The organism is Halarchaeum grantii (assembly GCF_014647455.2).
In the GTDB taxonomy this organism is placed as follows: domain Archaea; phylum Halobacteriota; class Halobacteria; order Halobacteriales; family Halobacteriaceae; genus Halarchaeum; species Halarchaeum grantii.
On record NZ_BMPF01000002.1, the window covers coordinates 189283 to 206591 of the forward strand.

16 protein-coding genes are annotated in these 17309 nt (G+C 68.5%); 11 read left to right on the forward strand and 5 right to left on the reverse strand.

Annotation, left to right across the window (positions count from 1 at the left end; genetic code table 11):
• Positions 1 to 174 precede the first annotated feature (174 nt).
• The 6 genes from IEY12_RS07225 (at position 175) to phoU (ending at position 6778) form a co-directional block, all read left to right on the forward strand.
• Positions 175 to 1263, forward strand: a complete 1089-nt coding sequence (locus IEY12_RS07225) for a PstS family phosphate ABC transporter substrate-binding protein (protein WP_188881579.1) — start codon at positions 175 to 177, stop codon at positions 1261 to 1263.
• A gap of 94 nt (positions 1264 to 1357) precedes the next feature.
• Positions 1358 to 2455 carry a PstS family phosphate ABC transporter substrate-binding protein gene (locus IEY12_RS07230; RefSeq protein WP_188881595.1) on the forward strand — a complete coding sequence of 366 codons (1098 nt, stop codon included), beginning with the start codon at positions 1358 to 1360 and terminating at the stop codon, positions 2453 to 2455.
• A complete protein-coding gene (gene pstC, locus IEY12_RS07235) occupies positions 2452 to 3519 on the forward strand; it encodes a phosphate ABC transporter permease subunit PstC (protein ID WP_188881598.1) in 1068 nt (355 codons plus the stop codon). The genes IEY12_RS07230 and pstC overlap by 4 nt, the downstream gene beginning before the upstream one ends.
• Positions 3516 to 5126 (forward strand): phosphate ABC transporter permease PstA, encoded by a 1611-nt coding sequence (gene pstA / locus IEY12_RS07240; RefSeq protein ID WP_188881611.1) that lies wholly within the window; start codon positions 3516 to 3518, stop codon positions 5124 to 5126. The genes pstC and pstA overlap by 4 nt, the downstream gene beginning before the upstream one ends.
• Positions 5127 to 5129: 3 nt before the next feature.
• Positions 5130 to 6041: a phosphate ABC transporter ATP-binding protein PstB gene (gene pstB / locus IEY12_RS07245; RefSeq protein WP_188881615.1), complete on the forward strand. Its 912-nt coding sequence runs from the start codon at positions 5130 to 5132 to the stop codon at positions 6039 to 6041.
• Positions 6042 to 6097: 56 nt separating this feature from the next.
• A complete protein-coding gene (gene phoU, locus IEY12_RS07250) occupies positions 6098 to 6778 on the forward strand; it encodes a phosphate signaling complex protein PhoU (protein WP_188881618.1) in 681 nt (226 codons plus the stop codon).
• Positions 6779 to 7245: 467 nt separating this feature from the next.
• Here the strand turns inward: phoU and IEY12_RS07255 are convergent, their stop codons facing one another.
• Both IEY12_RS07255 and IEY12_RS07260 read right to left on the reverse strand, forming a co-directional pair.
• Positions 7246 to 8484 (reverse strand): mandelate racemase/muconate lactonizing enzyme family protein, encoded by a 1239-nt coding sequence (locus IEY12_RS07255; RefSeq protein WP_188881620.1) that lies wholly within the window; start codon positions 8482 to 8484, stop codon positions 7246 to 7248.
• 48 nt (positions 8485 to 8532) lie between these two features.
• A complete protein-coding gene (locus IEY12_RS07260; protein WP_188881622.1) occupies positions 8533 to 9747 on the reverse strand; it encodes an HAD family hydrolase in 1215 nt (404 codons plus the stop codon).
• 152 nt (positions 9748 to 9899) lie between these two features.
• On the opposite strand from IEY12_RS07260, the gene gfcR reads away from it, so the two are divergent.
• Complete coding sequence (gfcR, locus tag IEY12_RS07265) at positions 9900 to 10547, forward strand: transcriptional regulator GfcR (RefSeq protein WP_188881625.1); 648 nt, start codon at positions 9900 to 9902, stop codon at positions 10545 to 10547.
• Between the two features lie 101 nt (positions 10548 to 10648).
• Positions 10649 to 11065 (forward strand): glutaredoxin family protein, encoded by a 417-nt coding sequence (locus IEY12_RS07270; RefSeq protein WP_188881627.1) that lies wholly within the window; start codon positions 10649 to 10651, stop codon positions 11063 to 11065.
• Positions 11066 to 11135: 70 nt separating this feature from the next.
• Here IEY12_RS07270 and IEY12_RS07275 read toward each other — a convergent pair whose 3' ends face one another.
• Positions 11136 to 11969: an aldo/keto reductase gene (locus IEY12_RS07275; protein WP_188881628.1), complete on the reverse strand. Its 834-nt coding sequence runs from the start codon at positions 11967 to 11969 to the stop codon at positions 11136 to 11138.
• A gap of 139 nt (positions 11970 to 12108) precedes the next feature.
• Between IEY12_RS07275 and IEY12_RS07280 the strand changes: the two genes are divergently transcribed.
• On the forward strand, positions 12109 to 12819 hold the full coding sequence (locus IEY12_RS07280) for a hypothetical protein (protein WP_188881630.1): 711 nt from the start codon (positions 12109 to 12111) through the stop codon (positions 12817 to 12819).
• Here IEY12_RS07280 and IEY12_RS07285 read toward each other — a convergent pair.
• Entirely contained in the window at positions 12816 to 13934 is a 1119-nt protein-coding gene (locus tag IEY12_RS07285; RefSeq protein WP_188881632.1) for an aminotransferase class V-fold PLP-dependent enzyme, read from the reverse strand. The two genes, IEY12_RS07280 and IEY12_RS07285, sit on opposite strands and share 4 nt — an antisense overlap.
• Positions 13935 to 13973: 39 nt before the next feature.
• Positions 13974 to 14501: an NUDIX hydrolase gene (locus IEY12_RS07290; RefSeq protein ID WP_188881636.1), complete on the reverse strand. Its 528-nt coding sequence runs from the start codon at positions 14499 to 14501 to the stop codon at positions 13974 to 13976.
• 190 nt (positions 14502 to 14691) lie between these two features.
• Here IEY12_RS07290 and IEY12_RS07295 point away from each other — a divergent pair, with 190 nt between their 5' ends.
• Positions 14692 to 16443 carry a 2-oxoacid:acceptor oxidoreductase subunit alpha gene (locus tag IEY12_RS07295; protein ID WP_188881637.1) on the forward strand — a complete coding sequence of 584 codons (1752 nt, stop codon included), beginning with the start codon at positions 14692 to 14694 and terminating at the stop codon, positions 16441 to 16443.
• Positions 16440 to 17306 carry a 2-oxoacid:ferredoxin oxidoreductase subunit beta gene (locus IEY12_RS07300; protein WP_188881640.1) on the forward strand — a complete coding sequence of 289 codons (867 nt, stop codon included), beginning with the start codon at positions 16440 to 16442 and terminating at the stop codon, positions 17304 to 17306. Before IEY12_RS07295 ends, IEY12_RS07300 begins: the two co-directional genes overlap by 4 nt.
• Positions 17307 to 17309 lie beyond the last annotated feature (3 nt).

Below are 17309 nucleotides of genomic sequence, written 5' to 3' on the forward strand. Positions count from 1 at the left end.
ATTCCCTATTGGTGGTTCATGCACTCTCTACAGCCAGTTTATGGCGATATATACGTTCCAGAATGGAGGCCTATGTAGTGGTCTATATCTATATGGCCATATCTACCGTGGTACGTTCTACAGTATATACATCATAGAAGCGTACATACCTCTCTCAGCGGCTTCGATCACGTGATGGCACGGACGAGCGGTTCCAACACGGTCTCGCGCAGGAAGGTTCTCTCCGGTGTCGGCATCGCCGGCCTCGGCGCGCTCGCCGGCTGTACGGGCGGGCAGTCCGGGGGCGAACCGGACGGCGAGACGAGCACCGACTCGGGCGAGTCGAGCCCGTCGACCCTCCGGGCGGGTGGGTCCTCGACGGTCTACCCGATCGCGAACACGGCCGCGTCCTACTGGACGGCCAACGCCCCCGCCTCCGACGCGGAGTACTGGGGGCCCGAGAAGTACGGCATCGACACCGACCAAAACCTCGCCGACTACTGGGCGGGCCGCTACGGCTTCGAGCCGGGGGACTCCGGCGTCCCCTTCTCCGTCGCGGTCGGGCTGAGTCACTCGGGGACTGGCATCGAGAAGCTCCGGAAGGGCCAACTCGACCTCGGCAACTCGAGCGCGCCCGTCTCCGCCGAACTCCCCGACGCCACCGAGGCGGAACTCGCTGAGTTCACCGACCACGTCGTCGGCGTCGACGCCCAGCCCATCGTCGTCTCACAGGAAATCTACGACGCCGGCGTCACCGAAATCACTATCGAGGAGCTGCGCGCGATCTATCGCGGCGAGATCACGAACTGGTCCGAGCTCGGCGGCCCGGACTCGACGATTCAGGCGGTCGGGCGCGCGGAGGGCTCCGGGACCGACACCGCGTTCCGAGTGAACGTTCTCGGCGGCGCGGACGCGTCGATGGACGGCGTCGACCTCCGGAAAGGCGAGAACCAACAGGTCAAGACCGTCGTCTCCAGTTCGAACAACGCCATCGCGTACATGGCGCTCGCGTTCGTCGAGCCGGACGGCGGCGTGCCGCCCATCGGCCTCGAAATCGACGGGACGACCTACGAGTACGGTCGGAACCTCGCGGACGAGGACTACCCGCTCGCGCGCGACCTCCACATGTACTCCTACGGCGGCACCTCCGAGCAGGAGGCCGCCTTCCTCGACATGATCATCAGCGACTTCGGACAGCAGAACTTCGTCGAGCCCAACAACTACGTCCCGCTGACGGACGAGCGGCAGGAAGCGGAGCGCGAGAAGCTCCCGGACCCGAACTGAGCGGCGGCCGGGACGCGCCGGCTCCGCCGATCTATATAGACATACATATCGATAATAGTAGGGTATTTATTCATATGTGGCCACGTTCGTGATGATGACCGACGAGCCGGTTTCTCGGCGTGCGGTCCTCGCGGGTGGGGTAGGACTCGCGGCATCGTTCGCTGGTTGTATCAGTACGAGTAAGACACCGCCGGGGAGCGGTGGGTCAGCTACCGACTCGACGTCGTCGAGCGGCGACGGGGGCGACGGCCCCGGGATCCTGAAGTCGGGTGGGTCCTCGACGGTCTACCCGATCGCGAACAACGCGCAGGCGTACTGGAACGCCAACCGCCCCGCCTCCGACACGGAGTACTGGGGGCCCGAGAAGTACGGCATCGACACCGACCAGAACCTCGCCGACTACTGGGGCGGCCTCTACGGCTTCGATAACGGGAACGGGGGCGACGCCCCCTTCCCCGCGACCGTCACCCTCAGTCACTCGGGGACGGGTATCGAGAAGCTCCGGAAGGGCCAACTCGATCTCGGCAACTCGAGCGCGCCCGTCTCCGCCGAACTCCCCGACGCCACCGAGGCGGAACTCGCTGAGTTCACCGATCACGTCGTCGGCGTCGACGCCCAGCCCATCGTCGTCTCACAGGAAATCTACGACGCCGGCGTCACGAAGATCACCGCCGAGACGCTGAAGGCGATCTACACCGGCGAGATCACGAACTGGAGCGAGGTCCCCGACTACGAGGGGCCCGAGAAGTCCATCCAGGTGATCGGGCGCGCGGAGGGCTCCGGGACCGACACCGCGTTCCGACTGAACCTCTTCGGCGACCCGAACGCCCCGATTTCCGGCGTCGACCTCCGGAAGGGCGAGAACCAACAGGTCAAGACCGTCGTCTCCAGTTCGAACAACGCCATCGCGTACATGGCGCTCGCGTTCGTCGACGACTCCGTCCCCGCCATCACGCTCGTCTTCGACGGGAAGGAGTTCATTCCCGGTGAGAACCTCGCGGACAAGGACTACCCGCTCTCCCGGGACCTCCACATGTACACCTACGACGGCACCTCCAAGCAGGAGGCCGCCTTCCTCCGCATGATCATCAGCGACTACGGGCAGCAGAACTTCGTGAAGCCGACGGGCTACGCCGCGCTCACGGACGAACGACAGCAGAACCAACTCTCGAAGCTCCCGGACACCCAATGAGCGCGATCGACGACACACGCCCCGGGCGGTTCGAGCGCCTCGACGAGGGGACGCGCCGCATCGGCGTCGGAAGCGCCCTCACGATCGTCGCGACCATCGCGGCGTTCCTCGTCCTCCCCGCCGCGACCATCTTCCCGCTCCTCGGGTTCCTCGCCGTCGTCGGCTACGGCTGGTGGCGCTATCAGGAGGCCACCGCGAAGGTCGTGATGTCGCTGATGACCGCCTCCACGGTGATCATCCTCGGCCTCATCACCGTCTACCTGCTCTGGCAGTCCCTCCCCGTCCTCGAACAGATGGGACTCAGTCTCTTCACGCGCGTCGGCGACACCATGTGGTCGCCGAACACCGGCGTCTTCTCGCTCGTCCCGATGATGTGGGGCACCCTCCTCACGACCATCATCGCGATGTGCGTCGCCGGCCCGCTCGGCATCGCGGGCGCGCTCTTCACGAGCGAGATGGCGCCCCGGTGGGCGCGCGAGATCATCAAGCCCGCGATCGAGGTGCTCGCCGGCATCCCCTCCATCGTCTACGGCTTCCTCGGTTTCGTCATCGTCAACGACTACATGATGCGCGAGCTCTCCCTCCCGATCTACGGCAGCCTCTTCGGCGCGGGCGTCGTCATCGGCCTGATGGCGCTCCCGACCATCGTCTCCGTCGCCGAGGACGCGCTCGACGCCGTCCCCGACGAGATGAAGGACGGCTCCGTCGCGCTCGGCGCGACCGGCTGGCAGACCATCACGGACGTCACGATCCCCTCCGCGTTCTCCGGCATCTCCGCCGCCGTCATCCTCGGCGTCGGGCGCGCGCTCGGCGAGACCATGGCTGTCACGGTCATGCTCGCGCACACGCAGACGCTCCCCGACCCGCTCTACGACGTCTTCGGAGCGGGGGGACAGGAGACGCTCACCAGCCTCATCGCCAGCCAGTACGGCATCGCTTCGGGCGACCACATGAGCGCGCTCTTCGCCGCCGGCGTCGTGCTCTTCATCACCGTCCTCACGCTCAGCATCGGCTCACAGGTGGTCGAGGCGCGCATGCGCGAGAAGCTCGGAGGTGAAGCATGAGCACGCAGAACGAACTCGTCAAGGAGGGGAACTCCACGCTCGACGTCGCGGCGCTCGTCCTCTCCGGCGGCGCGCTCGTCGGTGCTCTGGTCGGCGCGCTCGCGCTCTTCGAGGTGTTCGCCATCACGGACGCCGTCGCCGGGCTTTCGGTCGCGCGCTGGTTCGGCGTGCTGCTCGCCGCGCTCGGCCTCGGCACGCTCGGCGTCGGCGCCGCTTCGCGGAGCGGCCTCGTGCGCTCCGAGCCCGACCGGACCGCCGGCCCGGTCGCCGGCGCCGTCTTCGGGCTCGTCGGCTTCGTCGTCGGCGGTCTCGTCGCCTCGCAGACGCTCGGCCTCGGCACGCTCTGGCCGGTCGTCGCCGTGCTCGTCGCCGCCGTCACCGTCGTCGCGACCGTCTACCCGCGCGGCGACGTCGGCGCGACGCTGCCGAGCGGCCTGCTCGCGCTCCTCGCGGGCACGGTCGTCGCCGGCGGCGTCGTCGCGCCCGGCTGGTCGTGGACGCCGATCGAGGGCTCGTTCACGCTGAACGCCGACATCGCGGTTCCGCTGCTCGCCATCGCCATCGGCTTCCTCGTCGCGTGGATGGCCTCGCGCGCCTACGGCGGCTTCGGCACGCACGGCAAGCAGTCCGGCGCCTACCTGCTCGTCTCCGCGAGCGCCGCCGGCATGCTCCTCCTGCTCGTCCTCCTCGTCTCCTACATCGTCGTTCGCGGCTGGGCGCCGATGACCGAGGGGGTCAAGTGGGGGCTCTTCTGGGCGAACTGGACGTACTTCTACGTCCCGCCGATCGACCGCTACGTCATCATCGACGGGCCCGTCCTCTGGTTCCACTGGCCGTTCGTGATGAACGGCTACGCGCTGTTGAACGACGTCAACGGCATCATGCCGGCGGTCGTCGGCACCGTCTGGCTCGTCCTCGGCGCCGTCCTCTTCGCGGTGCCGCTGGGCGTCGGTGCCGCCGTCTTCCTCACCGAGTACGCCGGCCAGTCCCGCTTCACCGCGCTCGTCGAGGTCTCCACGAACGGCCTCTGGAGCACGCCGAGCATCGTCTACGGCCTCTTCGGGTGGGCGTTCCTCGTCCCGCGGCTCGGGAACAACCAGTCCATCCTCGCCGGTCAGCTCGTCCTCGGGTTCATGCTCCTCCCGCTCGTCATCATCACGAGCCGCGAGGCGCTGATGAGCGTCCCCGACGCCTACCGGGACGCGAGCGCCGCGCTCGGCGTCGGCCAGTGGGAGACCATCAAGAGCGTCGTCCTCCCCGCCGCGATGCCCGGCGTCACCACCGGCGTCATCCTCGGCGTCGGACGCATCGCCGGCGAGACCGCGCCCATCCTGCTCGTCGCCGCCGGCGCGCCCTTCCCCAGCGACGCTCCGAACGTCCTCTCCTCCTTCCAGCTCTCGACGGCGCCGCCATTCGTCACGAACGACGCGCTCCTGCAGGCGACGAGCGCACTCCCCTACCAGCTCTACGCCGTCATCACCGCCGGCGTCAACGAGAACGCCGGCCTCGCGTGGGGGACCGCACTCGTCCTCCTGCTCGTCGTCCTCTCGTTCTACGCGATCGGTATCGCCTCGCGAATCTACTTCCGCAAGCGCCTGGAGGCCTAACCCATGAGCGAACACATCGTCAACGACACCGACACCACGGAGGAACAGCCCGCGAGCACCACCACGGCCGGCGAGAGCGTAGAGGAGGTCGACCCGGAGTGGACGGAGTACGACTTCGAGGGTGAAGCGAAGTTCACCGTCGAGGACCTGAACGTCTGGTACGGGGACGACCACGCGCTCACCGACATCTCCATGGAGATCCCCGAAAACTCCGTGACCGCGCTCATCGGTCCCTCCGGCTGTGGGAAGTCCACCTTCCTCCGGTGCCTCAACCGCATGAACGACCGCATCAAGGCCGCCCGCGTTGAGGGCTCCGTCCGACTCGACGGCGACGAGATCTATCAGGACGGCGTCGACCTCGTGGAGCTGCGAAAGCGCGTCGGGCAGGTGTTCCAGTCGCCGAACCCGTTCCCGAAATCCATCCGCGACAACATCGCCTACGGCCCGCGCAAGCACGGCGACATCCAGACCGGCCTGCTCTCGCGTCTCCTCGGCGGCGACGACCAAGAGAAGGAGGACGAGCTGGTGGAGCGATGCCTGCGTGGGGCGGCGCTCTGGGAGGAGGTGAGCGACCGCTTGGACGACAACGCGCTCGGGCTCTCCGGTGGACAACAGCAGCGCCTCTGCATCGCGCGCGCCCTCGCCGTCGACCCCGACGTCATCCTCATGGACGAACCCGCCAGCGCCCTCGACCCCATCGCCACCTCCAAAATCGAGGACCTCGTCGAGGACCTCGCCGAGGATTACACCGTCGTCATCGTCACTCACAACATGCAGCAGGCCGCCCGCATCAGCGACCAAACCGCCGTCTTCCTCACCGGCGGCGAACTCGTCGAGTACGGCGACACCGACCAGATCTTCGAAAACCCACGCAGCCAGCGCGTCGAAGACTACATCACCGGCAAGTTCGGATAAGCCCCGAACGTTTTACCCGTCGCGCCGAACCACTACACGACCCTCAGAGACTACCCATGCCACGCGAAAGCTACCAAGCACAACTCGAGACGATGCAGGAGGACGTCCTCTACATGAGCGAGGTCGTCGTCGACCGCCTCCGGAGCGCGCTCGCCGCGATGGAGCAGAAGGACGAGCAGGCCGCCCGCGACCTCATCGCGGGCGACGACGAGGTCAACGACCTCTACCTCGAGCTCGAACAGGAGTGCATCGACCTCCTCGCCCTCCAACAGCCCGTCGCCGGCGACCTCCGCCTCATCGCCTCCTCGTTCAAGATCATCACCGACCTCGAACGCGTCGGCGACCTCGCCGTCAACCTCGGCGAGTACACCCTCGACTCCCAACAGGACATGTTCCCCGAGGTCGACATCAACACCATCGGCGACCACACCGTCGAGATGCTGCAGGACGCCATGGCCGCCTACGAGGCGCGCGACCCCGAGGCCTGCTACGCCATCGCCGAGCGCGACGACGAACTCGACGCGCTCTGCGAGCAGGCCTCCCAGACCATCGTCCGCGAGCTCATCGAGACCGAGCTCGACCCCGAGGACTCCGACGAGCACGTCGAGGAACTCATGCAGGACGTCTCCCGCATGCTCCTGACGGTGCGCGACCTCGAACGCGTCGGCGATCACGCGGTGAACATCGCCGCGCGCACCCTCTACATGGTCGAGAACGACGAAGAGCTCATCTACTAAACGACCTTTTACGCTGCGTTCGCCTCCGGCGCGCTCGGTAAAAGCTCGACCAAAAGCCATCGTTCCTCCCTACGGTCGTCTCTCGTCCCGAGCGCGTCGCGCGAACGCTACCCGTCGTTCGGTCGGACGTCGCGCTCCGTGAACGAGCCTTCACGTGCGATGACGCGACCACCGCGACGCGTGACCTGACTCACTGCCACGGGACGCGGCCGGCCGACGCGCGAGTGACGCCGCGCGCGGCCGACGACCGGAGCGCACCGAGCGTGCGCCACCACCGGCGACACCGCGACGACGAGCGGTGTCACCGCGAGCGACGCGCGTCCCGCGTCCCGTACTCGTCGCCAGTCAGCCAGCCGTGGCTCTGCGTCCGGCGCCGAAAGAAGAGCGTTCGGTGCGTCGGTGCGTGCTCGACGAGCGCCTACGCTTCGTCGAACGAGGCGACGCGAGGCGTCGCTTACTCGATGAGGCTACGCCTCGTCGAAGAGGGTCTCGCCGTCGACCATGTGGTCCTCGACGGCGTCGAGGTCGAGGGTGAGGCCGAGGCCGGGCTTCTCGGGGACCGCGATGGAGCCGCCGTCGATGACGTCCTCCTCGACGAGGTCGCTCCACCAGCCGAGTTCGTAGGAGTGGTACTCGACGGCGAGTGCGTTCGGGATGGCCGCGCCGACGTGCGCGGAGGCCATCGTGCCGATGGGCGAGGAGACGTTGTGCATCGCGACCGGGATGTAGTACTGGTTCGCGACGTCCGCGATCTTCTGCGTCTCGCGCATCCCACCGACCTTCGGGAGGTCGGGCGCGACGATGTCGACCGCCTGATTCTCGATGAGGCGGCGCTCCTCGGTCACGCGATAGCGGTTCTCGCCGACCGTGATCGGCGTGAGCGTGGACTTCGTGACCTCCTCCTGCACGTCGAGGTTCTCCGGCGGGACGGGGTCTTCGAGCCACCAGACGTCGTACTCCTCGATCTCGGCGGCGAGGCGCTTCGCGCTGTTCGGGCTGAACGTCCAGTGACAGTCGAAGGCGACGTCCGCCTTGTCCTTCACGCGCTCGGTGACCTTCTCGACGATTTCGGCCTTGTGGCGGATCTCGCCCGGTCGGAGGTGGCGGTTCGCGCGGTCCTTCTCGTGGCCGGAGGGGACGTCGAGGTCGAACTTGAGGGCGTCGTAGCCGAGTTCGTCGACGACGCGCTCTGCCTCGTCCGCACAGGCCTCGGGGTCGGCTTCGTCCTCGGTGTGACAGTCGCAGTAGACCCGAACTTCGTCGCGGTATTTCCCGCCGAGGAGCTGGTAGGCGGGGAGTTCGGTGATCTTGCCAGCGAGGTCGTGGAGCGCGACCTCGATGCCGGCGATTGCGGTGACGGTGACGCCCTCGACGGAGCCCTCGCCGCTCATCTTCTGGATGAGGTGCTCGTAGAGGCGGTCGATGTCGAGCGGGTTCTCGCCGATGATGAACGGCGCCATCCGGTCGACGAGTTCGGGGACGCCGGCGCCCCAGTAGGCCTCACCGGTGCCGACGACGCCGGCGTCGGTGTAGATGCGGACGAGCGTCCACGGGAAGTTCCCGTCGACCATCGTCGTCTGTACGTCCGTGATCTCGACGTCGCGACCGCCGCCGCGCTTCGCGTCGACGCCCATCGTTTCAGCGGAGAGTTCGCGCATCGTGTACTCCGCGTTCGGGTCGTGGAGCTGTCGGTAGTCCTTCGCCATGTGGGGGAGATTCACTCGGCCCGGGGTAAACCTTTGGAGATTGTTCCGCTAGGATCCGTCAGCGAGTCGGTTGAGCGCGTAGACGGTGCGCAGGACGTCACCGGCCGCGCCGCGGTCGTAGACGAGGCCGTCCGTGGACTCGGCGTGTTCGCGGACGCGCTCGCTCGCGTGGTCGGGCGCGGCGGCGATGCCGGCGTCGTTGTCCTCGGCCCACTCCATCACGCGCAGGTCGCTCTTCGAGTCGCCCATGACGAGCGCGAACGGGTCGGCGACGCCGAGGACGTCGAGGGCGGCCGTCACGCCCGCGACCTTGTCGAGTTCGTTCGCGGTGACTTCGGCGGCGTCGCCCTCGTAGTAGGCGAGTTGGACGCGGTCGAGGACGGCCTCGGCGGCGGAGTCGACGTCGTGGTCCGCCGGGGGACGCGCGTCGCGTGCGTCGAGGACGGCGGCGATTTCGGGGTCGCGCGCCCCGAAGTACGCGCGGACGTCGTCGGTGCTCGCAGCGGGAATCGCGTCCGCGAGCAGTTCGGTGAGGTAGACGGTGGCGTGGTCGATGACGGCGACGGCGTCCTCGCTCCCCGTCTCGTAGTTCGGCTTCAGGGTGACGTTGAACTCGTTGCCCTGCAGGTGACAGCCGCGCCTGACGTCCTCGGGGGCGTCCGGGAGGACGCGCCCGCGAACGTAGTCGAAGACGTCGCGGACGTCGTCGTCGAGCTCCTCGTAGAGGAGGCGCTTCGTGTCCGGGCCGTGGCCGGGCGTGAAGACGCCGGTGCCGGCTTCGTAGACGACGGAGACGTCCCCGGAGTGGACGAGTTCGTTCCCGAGGCCCTGAATGAGGAACCCCTTCACGTTCTCGAGGGTCTGGCCGGTGCAGACGACGATGGGGACGTCGTTCTCGTGGAAGACAGTGAGGAGGTGGAGTGTCTCGCGCGGGATCTCGTTGTCCGTCCCACCGGCCGAGCGCAGCGTCTCGTCGACGTCGAGGACGAGGACGTTCACGGGCCGGTCGTGTTTGCTGTAGAGGTCGAGCGCGGTGAACGCTTGCTCGCGGGTCGCGTGGGCGGCGAGCGCCGCGTACGTCTCGCCGTAGGCGTCCGCGACGCGGTCGGTCCGCTCGGCGAGTTCGTCGCTCGCTTCCTCCCAGTACTCGAGGGCGACCCGGGAGTCGACTGGCGGAAAGAGGTCGACGAAGTCCTGGTAGGCGCGGAGCGTGTCCACATCGAACGCCTCGTACAGCGCGTATAGCGTGTCGTACCGCTCCATACGCGGTGTCGTCGCCGTCGGCCCATAAAGCATCCCGGTCGGGGCGCGGTCCGCGGGACCGAAGTCGGGTCTGGGACGCGAAACAGCGATCTTCGTCCGGGCCGGTGTCACCAGCGAAACGCCCTTAAAAACGGGACTCGAACTCGCACGACATGAAGAACGTCGACGACCTCATCGAGAGCGCGGGCGACCTCGCCGCGCGCGGCCTCTCGCGCGGGGAGATCGCGGACGAACTGAACGTCTCGCGCGAGACGGCGAGCTGGCTCGTCGAGCGCGCCGGCCGGAGCGCGAGCGCGGTCGAGTCGGAGTCCGGAGACGGGAGTGCCGGCGGCCCGCAGGACGTCCACGTGGACTGGAGCGCCATCGGGGAAGCGGGCGCGCGCCTCGCCTCGATCGGCGACGCGCTCGCGGACCTCCTGCGCGAGCACAGCCACGACGTCGACCTCGTCGTCGGCGTCGAGAAGGCGGGCGTGCCGCTCGCGACCGCCGTCTCGCGCGAGCTCGGTGTCGACCTCGGGACGTACACGCCCCGCAAGCACCAGTGGGAGGAGGGCGACATCGAGGACCTCGGCGGGAGTTTCAGCCGGAACTTCGCGCAGGTCGAGGGACGCGACTGCTTCATCGTCGACGACACCATCACCTCCGGCACGACCATCAGCGAGGCCGTCGAGGCCATCGAGGAGAGCGGCGGGAACGCCATCGCGGCCGCCGTCCTCGTCGACAAGCAAGGTGTCGGCGACGTCAACGGCGTCCCCGTGGACGCGCTCATGCAGGTCATCCGCGTCGGGAACGACGACTGACGGTCGGGCTGCGGTGGTTCTCCCCACCCGCACGGTGGCCGTTTGCGGTGCGCACGACCACCAGCACAACGCATTTCCACTTCGAGCGCCAACTCGGAAGTATGACCTTCGACCCGATGGGCGAGGCGCTGGACGACGAGGAGGTACCCGAGATCGTCGACGACGCGATCTCGAACAACGAAGTCGTCCTCTTCATGAAGGGGACGCCGCAGATGCCCCAGTGTGGCTACTCGAAGCGTGCGGTCGGCCTCGTCAGCCAGTACCGCGACGACGTCGAGACGGTCGACACCCTCCAGAACCTCGGCGCGTTCCGCGAGGCGCTCGACGAGCACTCGGGCTGGGAGACGATCCCGCAGACGTTCGTCGAGGGCGAGTTCGTCGGCGGAAGCGACGTCCTCGCGCAACTCGACGATGAGGGCGACCTCGCGGCGACGCTGAACGCCGCGGACGCCGACGCGGACGTCGAGGCCGCCACGGACGGCGGTTCCGACGACGACGAACTCGACGCGCCCTTCTAGAGGGCGGTCGCGGTTCGGTTTCGATACTCGTTCTCCGTTCGATCGGCCTCGAACTGTGCTCAGCGCGCGCTCAGCGGGCGTTCCAGTGCGCGAAGTCGGCGTCGACGCGCCGGTCGACGCGCTCGATGGCGTCGATACGCCGGACGTCCTCGGCGTCGAGCTCGAACTCGAGGCTCCGGAAGTTGTCGCGGATGTGGGCCTCGGAGGTGGCTTTCGGGATGGCGGTGACGCCCTTCTCGCGGAGCCACGCCAGGCTCACCTGCGCTTCGCTGACACCGTACGTCTCCGCGATATCGCCGAGCACGGGATCGTCGAAGACGGCGCCGCGCGCGAGCGGGGAGTAGGCGACGGTCTCGACGTCCATCTCGTCCGCGACGGCGCGGAGTTCGCGCTGCTGGAGGAACGGGTGCATCTCCACTTGGTTCGCGAAGATCGGTTCGTCGAGGACGTCGCGGGCGCGCTCGAGGTGGCGGCGGCCGAAGTTCGAGACGCCGATGCGCTCGATCTTCCCCCGCGCTTTCAGTTCCTCGAAGGCCGGCAGCGTCTCCTCGGGGTCGTACGTCCGGGCGGGCCAGTGGACGTAGAGGAGGTCGACGGAGTCGACGCCGAGCTTCTCGAGGCTCTCCTCGGTGGACGCGATGACGTCGTCGTACGCGAGGCTGTCGATGAAGACCTTGGTCGCGAGGAAGACGTCGTCCCGGTCGACGTCCGCGGCGGCGATGCCGTCGCCGACCGCGGCCTCGTTGTCGTAGGCCTGTGCGGTGTCGACGTGGCGATATCCCATCTCGAGCGCGTTCGAGACGGCGGTCGCGCAGGCGTCGGGGTCGGCGTTCTGCCACGTTCCGAGGCCGAAGCGCGGCATTCCGTCGACGTGCGGGACGTCGTCGCTGGTGAGCTCCGTCATGGTGGAGACGTGGCGCGGCACGGGAAAAGGCGTTCGGGCGTCGGCGAGCCACACCGGCCACTCGAATCGTGTCCCACAGTAGCGATCGGCACGGGCGGAGAGCGCGCCGGCTTTGTGCCCCCGCGACGAAGGGGCGGGCATGGAGACGGTCTACGAGCTGCTCGCGGACCTCCCGGACGAGGCGGCCCTGCGGGCGCCACCGGCGTCACTCTCGTCGCGGGACGTCCGGGCGACGGCGTACAAGGTCGGGAACTACCTGCGCTCGCGCGGCGTCCACGAGGGCTCTCGCGTCGGCGTCGCGGACGACGCGGACCCGAAGGTCGTCCTCGCGTTCCTCGGGTCGGCGCTCCTCGCGGCCCCCGTGACGTTCGCTCCGCCCGGGCGCTTCGACGGCCGCGCCGTCGTCGTGCCCACGGCGTCGCTCGACGGCTTCGACCTCGGGCCGGGCGGCCAGCGCGTCGGCTACGGCGCGAAGCCCGCCGACCCCGCGGACGGCCACTTCGAGGGCGGCGTCTGGAGCGAGAACCCGGCGTTCCCGCCGGTTCGATACGGCGGCGACGTGCCGGCGCTCGCCGGCGGGACGGGTGCGGGCGACGACGAGGACGGCCCGAGTCAGCGCGCGCTCCTCGACGCCGCCGCCGACGTGGCCGCCGGCCTCGACGCCGACGACGCGCTCGCGGTGCGGGCGTCGTTCACGCGGCCGGGGACGGTCGTCGGCGTCCTCGGCGCGCTCCGCGCGGGCGCGACGGTGCTCCTGCCGGACGCCGAGGCGACCGGGACGGTGGCGCTCGCGGACGGCGACGGCGACGCGCCGGAAGCGGGGGTGTACCGCCCCGAGGAACTGTTCTAGGCCTCGGCGTCCGCGATGCCCTCGAGGAGGGCGTCGACGTCGCCGGGCGTGTTGAAGACGTGGAAGGAAGCCCGAACGGCGCCCGTCGGGAGCGCGCGCACGACGACGTCGCGTTCTTTCAGGTTCGAAACGAGCGCCTCGGGGTCGTCGCTCTCGAAGGCGACGAGACCGGACTCGGGCGATGCGGGACCGAGGACGCGCTCGGCGCCGATACCGTCGACGAAGCGCTCGGTAAGCGCGTCGATGCGCTCTTGGATGGTTCCGAGGCCGAGTTCGGCGTGGACGTCGAGCGCCTCGCGGAGGCCGGCGTAGGGCGCGGGCGAGACGGTGCCGACTTCGAGGCGGCGCGCGCCCGCGTGAAACTCGTAGCCCGCGGCGTCGGGTTCGCGGACGCTCCGGTAGCCCACGTGGGCGGGTCCGAGGCGCTCGGCGGCTTCGGGGGCGACGTACAGGAAGCCCGCCCCCCACGGCCCGAGGAGCCACTTGTGGCCGGCGGCGGCGACGTAGTCCGCGCCCCACGCCTCGACCGGCATCGGGGCCTGTCCCGGGAGCTGGACGGCGTCGACGAGCACCTCCGCGCCCGCGTCGTGCGCCTCGGCGACGAGGTCCGCGACGGGGAGGCGGGTGCCGTGCGTCCACGTGAGCGCGGAGACGCAGACGAGGCGGGCGTCGCGGACGGCCTCGCGGTAGGCGTCGCGGTCGAGTCGCCCGCCCTCGGTGGGGACGACGCGCGTCCGGACGCCCTCGGTGTCGCGGAGGCGTCGCCACGGGAGGATGCCGGCGGAGTGCTCGACGTCCGTGCGGACGACGACGTCGCCCGGGTCCCAGTCGATCGCCGAGGCGATGCGGTTCACGCCGTCGGTGGTGGACTGGGTGAGCGCGACGTTCGCGGGGTCGGTCCCCACGAAGTCGCCGAGGCGCTCGCGGACGTCGTCGTAGAGCGCGTGCGCGGACCGATAGGGGTCGTCGCTCGCGTGCGCCTCGTACTCGTGGTGTTCGAGCGCGGTTTCGGTGGCGTCGACGACGCGGCGCGGTGACGGGCCGCTCGCGCCCGTGTTCAAGTAGACGGCGTCGTCGAGCGCCGGGACGTCGGCGCGGAGCGTCTCCGGGTCCATACGGGAGGCGTGGGTCCGCACGCCAATACCGTTGGGGGGTCAGTCGGCGGCGGCGCGAACGCCGATCCGCTCGCGGATGGGCGCGGCGACGGCGTCAGGCGCGGTTTCGAACCAGCGCGCTTCGGCGATCTCCGGGGCTGGGTCGAGGTCCGTGCCGAACGGTTCGCCCTCGAAGTGGACCCAGAGGCCCTCGGTGCCGTCGCCCGCCTCGACGAGGGAGAAGGACTGGCGGCGCGCGTGGAACGCGCCGGTGAGCTCGCACTCGATGCCGAGCTGGTCGGCGACGTGGCGTTTGGCGGTCTGTTCGTGCGTCTCGTGTCGGGACAGCCCCCCGCCGGGCAGGTCCCAGACGTCCGGGTTGTCCCGATACCTGACGAGTAACGCCCGCCCGTCGCGTTCGAGGAGCGTGCGCGTGCCGCCGAGGCGCCCCTCGCTCGCGCTCGCCATGCATTCGACGAGGGCCTCCTCCGGCACGACGGTCTCCTCTTCGACGACGGGGAACCGACCGTACGACTCGCGCAACTGGTCGAGCGTCGTCTCGACAGTCGCGCTCCCCTCTCGCGACATACGGTGTGCGGTAAGCGCTTCGACGGCGAAAACTATTTGGGTTGATGTCAGCCAACCGGCGAGGCGGCGACCCCCGCCGCGTCCGCCGTCGAATCGACGATTAACTCGGCAGAGAGTACCGTATTCGGCCACACAGAGGGTATCGTTCCTTCAGAAGTCTTTTGCTTGCCCGCTCAGAAGCGACACCCACATGCACGACGACCTGAACTGGGCCATCGGCGGCGAAGCCGGCGATGGAATCGACTCTACCGGGAAAGTGTTCGCGCAGGCACTCTCCCGCGCCGGTCGCCACGTCTTCACCTCCAAGGACTTCGCGTCCCGAATCCGAGGTGGCTACACCGCCTACAAGGTTCGCACGTCGGTCGACAAAGTACAGAGCGTCGTCGACCGCCTCGACGTCCTCATCGCGCTCACCGAACGCACCGTCGAGGAGAACCTCGACGAGCTCCACGAGGGCTCCGTCATCATCTACGACGGTGAGCGCACCGAGTTCAGCGGCTTCGAGGTCCCCGAGGGAATGGTCGGCCTCGACATCCCGCTGAAGTCGCTGGCCGAGGACGCCGGCGGCGCGCTGATGCGCAACGTCGTCGCGCTCGGCGCCGTCTGCGAGGTCGCCGAGTTCCCCATCGAGAACCTCGACGAGTCGCTGCGCAAGCGCTTCGGCTCGAAGGGCGAGAAGATCGTCGAGAACAACAAGGAGGCCGCGCGCCTCGGCGCCGACTACGTCGACGAGCACTACGCGGACGACGTCGGCACGCTCGACTACGAGCTGGAAACGACGGACAACGACTACGTCCTCCTGAACGGCGACGAAGCCATCGGGATGGGCGCCATCGCCGCCGGCTGTAAGTTCTACTCCGGCTACCCCATCACGCCCGCGACGGACGTGATGACCTACCTGAAGGGCCGCATCGAGGAGTTCGGCGGCCACGTCGTTCAGGCCGAGGACGAGCTCTCCGCCATCAACATGGCGCTCGGCGCCGCGCGCGCCGGTGCGCGCTCGATGACCGCGACGAGCGGTCCGGGTATCGACCTGATGAGCGAGACGTTCGGCCTCGTCGCCACCTCGGAGACGCCACTCGTCATCGCGGACGTCATGCGCTCGGGTCCCTCCACGGGGATGCCGACGAAGCAGGAGCAGGGCGACCTGAACATGCTCCTCTACGGTGGCCACGGTGAGATTCCCCGGTTCGTCGTCGCGCCCACCACCGTCGCGGACTGCTTCCACAAGACGGTGGAGGCGTTCAACCTCGCGGAGAAGTACCAGACCCCGGTCTACATCGCGGCCGACCTCTCGATGGCCGTCACCGAGGAGACGTTCGCGCCCGAGGAGTTCGATATGGACGCGGTGGAGATCGACCGCGGGAAGGTCGTCGACGAGGACGAGATCTCCAAGTGGCAGAACGAGAAGGACCAGTTCAAGCCCCACGCGGTCACCGCCGACGGCGTCAGCCCGCGCGCCTTCCCCGGCACGGAGGGCGGCGTCCACATGAGCACCGGCCTCGAGCACGACGATCTCGGCCGCCGGACGGAGGACACCGACGAGCGCATCGAGCAGGTCGACAAGCGCAACCGGAAGGTCGAGACCGCACGGGAGGAGGAGGACTGGAGCCCGGTCGAGTACGGCGACTCGGACGCGGACACGCTCGTCATCTCGTGGGGGTCGAACGAGGGCGCTCTCGTCGAAGCCCTCGACTTCCTCGAGGAGGACGGCGTGGACGTTCGCGTCCTCTCCGTCCCCTACATCTTCCCGCGTCCCGACCTCTCGACGGCCGTCGAGGACGCGGAGACGACCATCGTCGTCGAGTGTAACGCCACCGGTCAGTTCGCGGACGTCATCGAGAAGGACGTCCTCGAGCGCGTCGACCGCATCAACAAGTACAACGGCGTCCGCTTCAAGGCGGACGAGCTCGCAAACGACATCAAGGAGGTTCTCGCATGAGCTCCGACGTTCGCTTCACAGACTTCAAATCCGACAAGCAGCCGACGTGGTGTCCGGGGTGCGGTGACTTCGGCACGATGAACGGCATCATGAAGGGTCTCGCCGAGACCGGCAATTCGCCCGACGATACGTTCGTCGTCGCCGGTATCGGCTGCAGTGGGAAGATCGGCACGTACCTGCGCTCCTACGCCCTCCACGGCGTCCACGGGCGCGCCCTGCCGGTCGGCACGGGCGTGAAGATCGCCAACCCCGACATCGAGGTCGTCGTCGCGGGCGGCGACGGTGACGGCTACTCCATCGGTGCCGGCCACTTCATCCACGCCGTCCGCCGGAACATCGACATCACGTACGTCGTGATGGACAACCGCATCTACGGGCTCACGAAGGGGCAGGCCTCGCCGACGAGCCGCGAGGACTTCGAGACCGCGACGACGCCGGAGGGCCCGAAGCAGCCGCCGGTCAACCCGCTCGCGCTCGCGCTCTCCGCCGGCGGGAGCTTCATCGCGCAGTCCTTCTCCTCGAACGCCCTGCGCCACCAGGAGATCGTCCAGAAGGCCATCGAGCACGACGGCTTCTCGCTCGTCAACACCTTCAGCCCCTGCGTGACCTTCAACGACGTCGACACCTACGACTACTTCCGCGACTCCATCGTCGACCTGGACGAGACGGAGCACGACCCGACCGACCGGGACGCCGCGAAGGAGAAGATCCTCGACAGCGAGAAGGAGTACATCGGCGTGCTCTGGGAGGACGAGGACGCGGTCGACTACAACACCGCCCACGGCGTCGAGGGCAACATGGCGGACATCGACGAGTCCGGCGCCCCCGAGGGCGCGACCGACCTCGTCCGGGAGTTCTACTGAGCG

Coding starts and splice junctions, on each gene's coding strand:
- IEY12_RS07290 (WP_188881636.1), bottom strand. CDS start 14,501: ATGTCGCGAGAGGGGAGCGCGACTGTCGAGACGACGCTCGACCAGTTG.
- phoU (WP_188881618.1), top strand. CDS start 6,098: ATGCCACGCGAAAGCTACCAAGCACAACTCGAGACGATGCAGGAGGAC.
- IEY12_RS07270 (WP_188881627.1), top strand. CDS start 10,649: ATGACCTTCGACCCGATGGGCGAGGCGCTGGACGACGAGGAGGTACCC.
- IEY12_RS07285 (WP_188881632.1), bottom strand. CDS start 13,934: ATGGACCCGGAGACGCTCCGCGCCGACGTCCCGGCGCTCGACGACGCC.
- IEY12_RS07275 (WP_188881628.1), bottom strand. CDS start 11,969: ATGACGGAGCTCACCAGCGACGACGTCCCGCACGTCGACGGAATGCCG.
- IEY12_RS07295 (WP_188881637.1), top strand. CDS start 14,692: ATGCACGACGACCTGAACTGGGCCATCGGCGGCGAAGCCGGCGATGGA.
- IEY12_RS07255 (WP_188881620.1), bottom strand. CDS start 8,484: ATGGCGAAGGACTACCGACAGCTCCACGACCCGAACGCGGAGTACACG.
- IEY12_RS07300 (WP_188881640.1), top strand. CDS start 16,440: ATGAGCTCCGACGTTCGCTTCACAGACTTCAAATCCGACAAGCAGCCG.
- IEY12_RS07225 (WP_188881579.1), top strand. CDS start 175: ATGGCACGGACGAGCGGTTCCAACACGGTCTCGCGCAGGAAGGTTCTC.
- gfcR (WP_188881625.1), top strand. CDS start 9,900: ATGAAGAACGTCGACGACCTCATCGAGAGCGCGGGCGACCTCGCCGCG.
- pstB (WP_188881615.1), top strand. CDS start 5,130: ATGAGCGAACACATCGTCAACGACACCGACACCACGGAGGAACAGCCC.
- IEY12_RS07280 (WP_188881630.1), top strand. CDS start 12,109: ATGGAGACGGTCTACGAGCTGCTCGCGGACCTCCCGGACGAGGCGGCC.
- pstA (WP_188881611.1), top strand. CDS start 3,516: ATGAGCACGCAGAACGAACTCGTCAAGGAGGGGAACTCCACGCTCGAC.
- IEY12_RS07260 (WP_188881622.1), bottom strand. CDS start 9,747: ATGGAGCGGTACGACACGCTATACGCGCTGTACGAGGCGTTCGATGTG.
- IEY12_RS07230 (WP_188881595.1), top strand. CDS start 1,358: ATGACCGACGAGCCGGTTTCTCGGCGTGCGGTCCTCGCGGGTGGGGTA.
- pstC (WP_188881598.1), top strand. CDS start 2,452: ATGAGCGCGATCGACGACACACGCCCCGGGCGGTTCGAGCGCCTCGAC.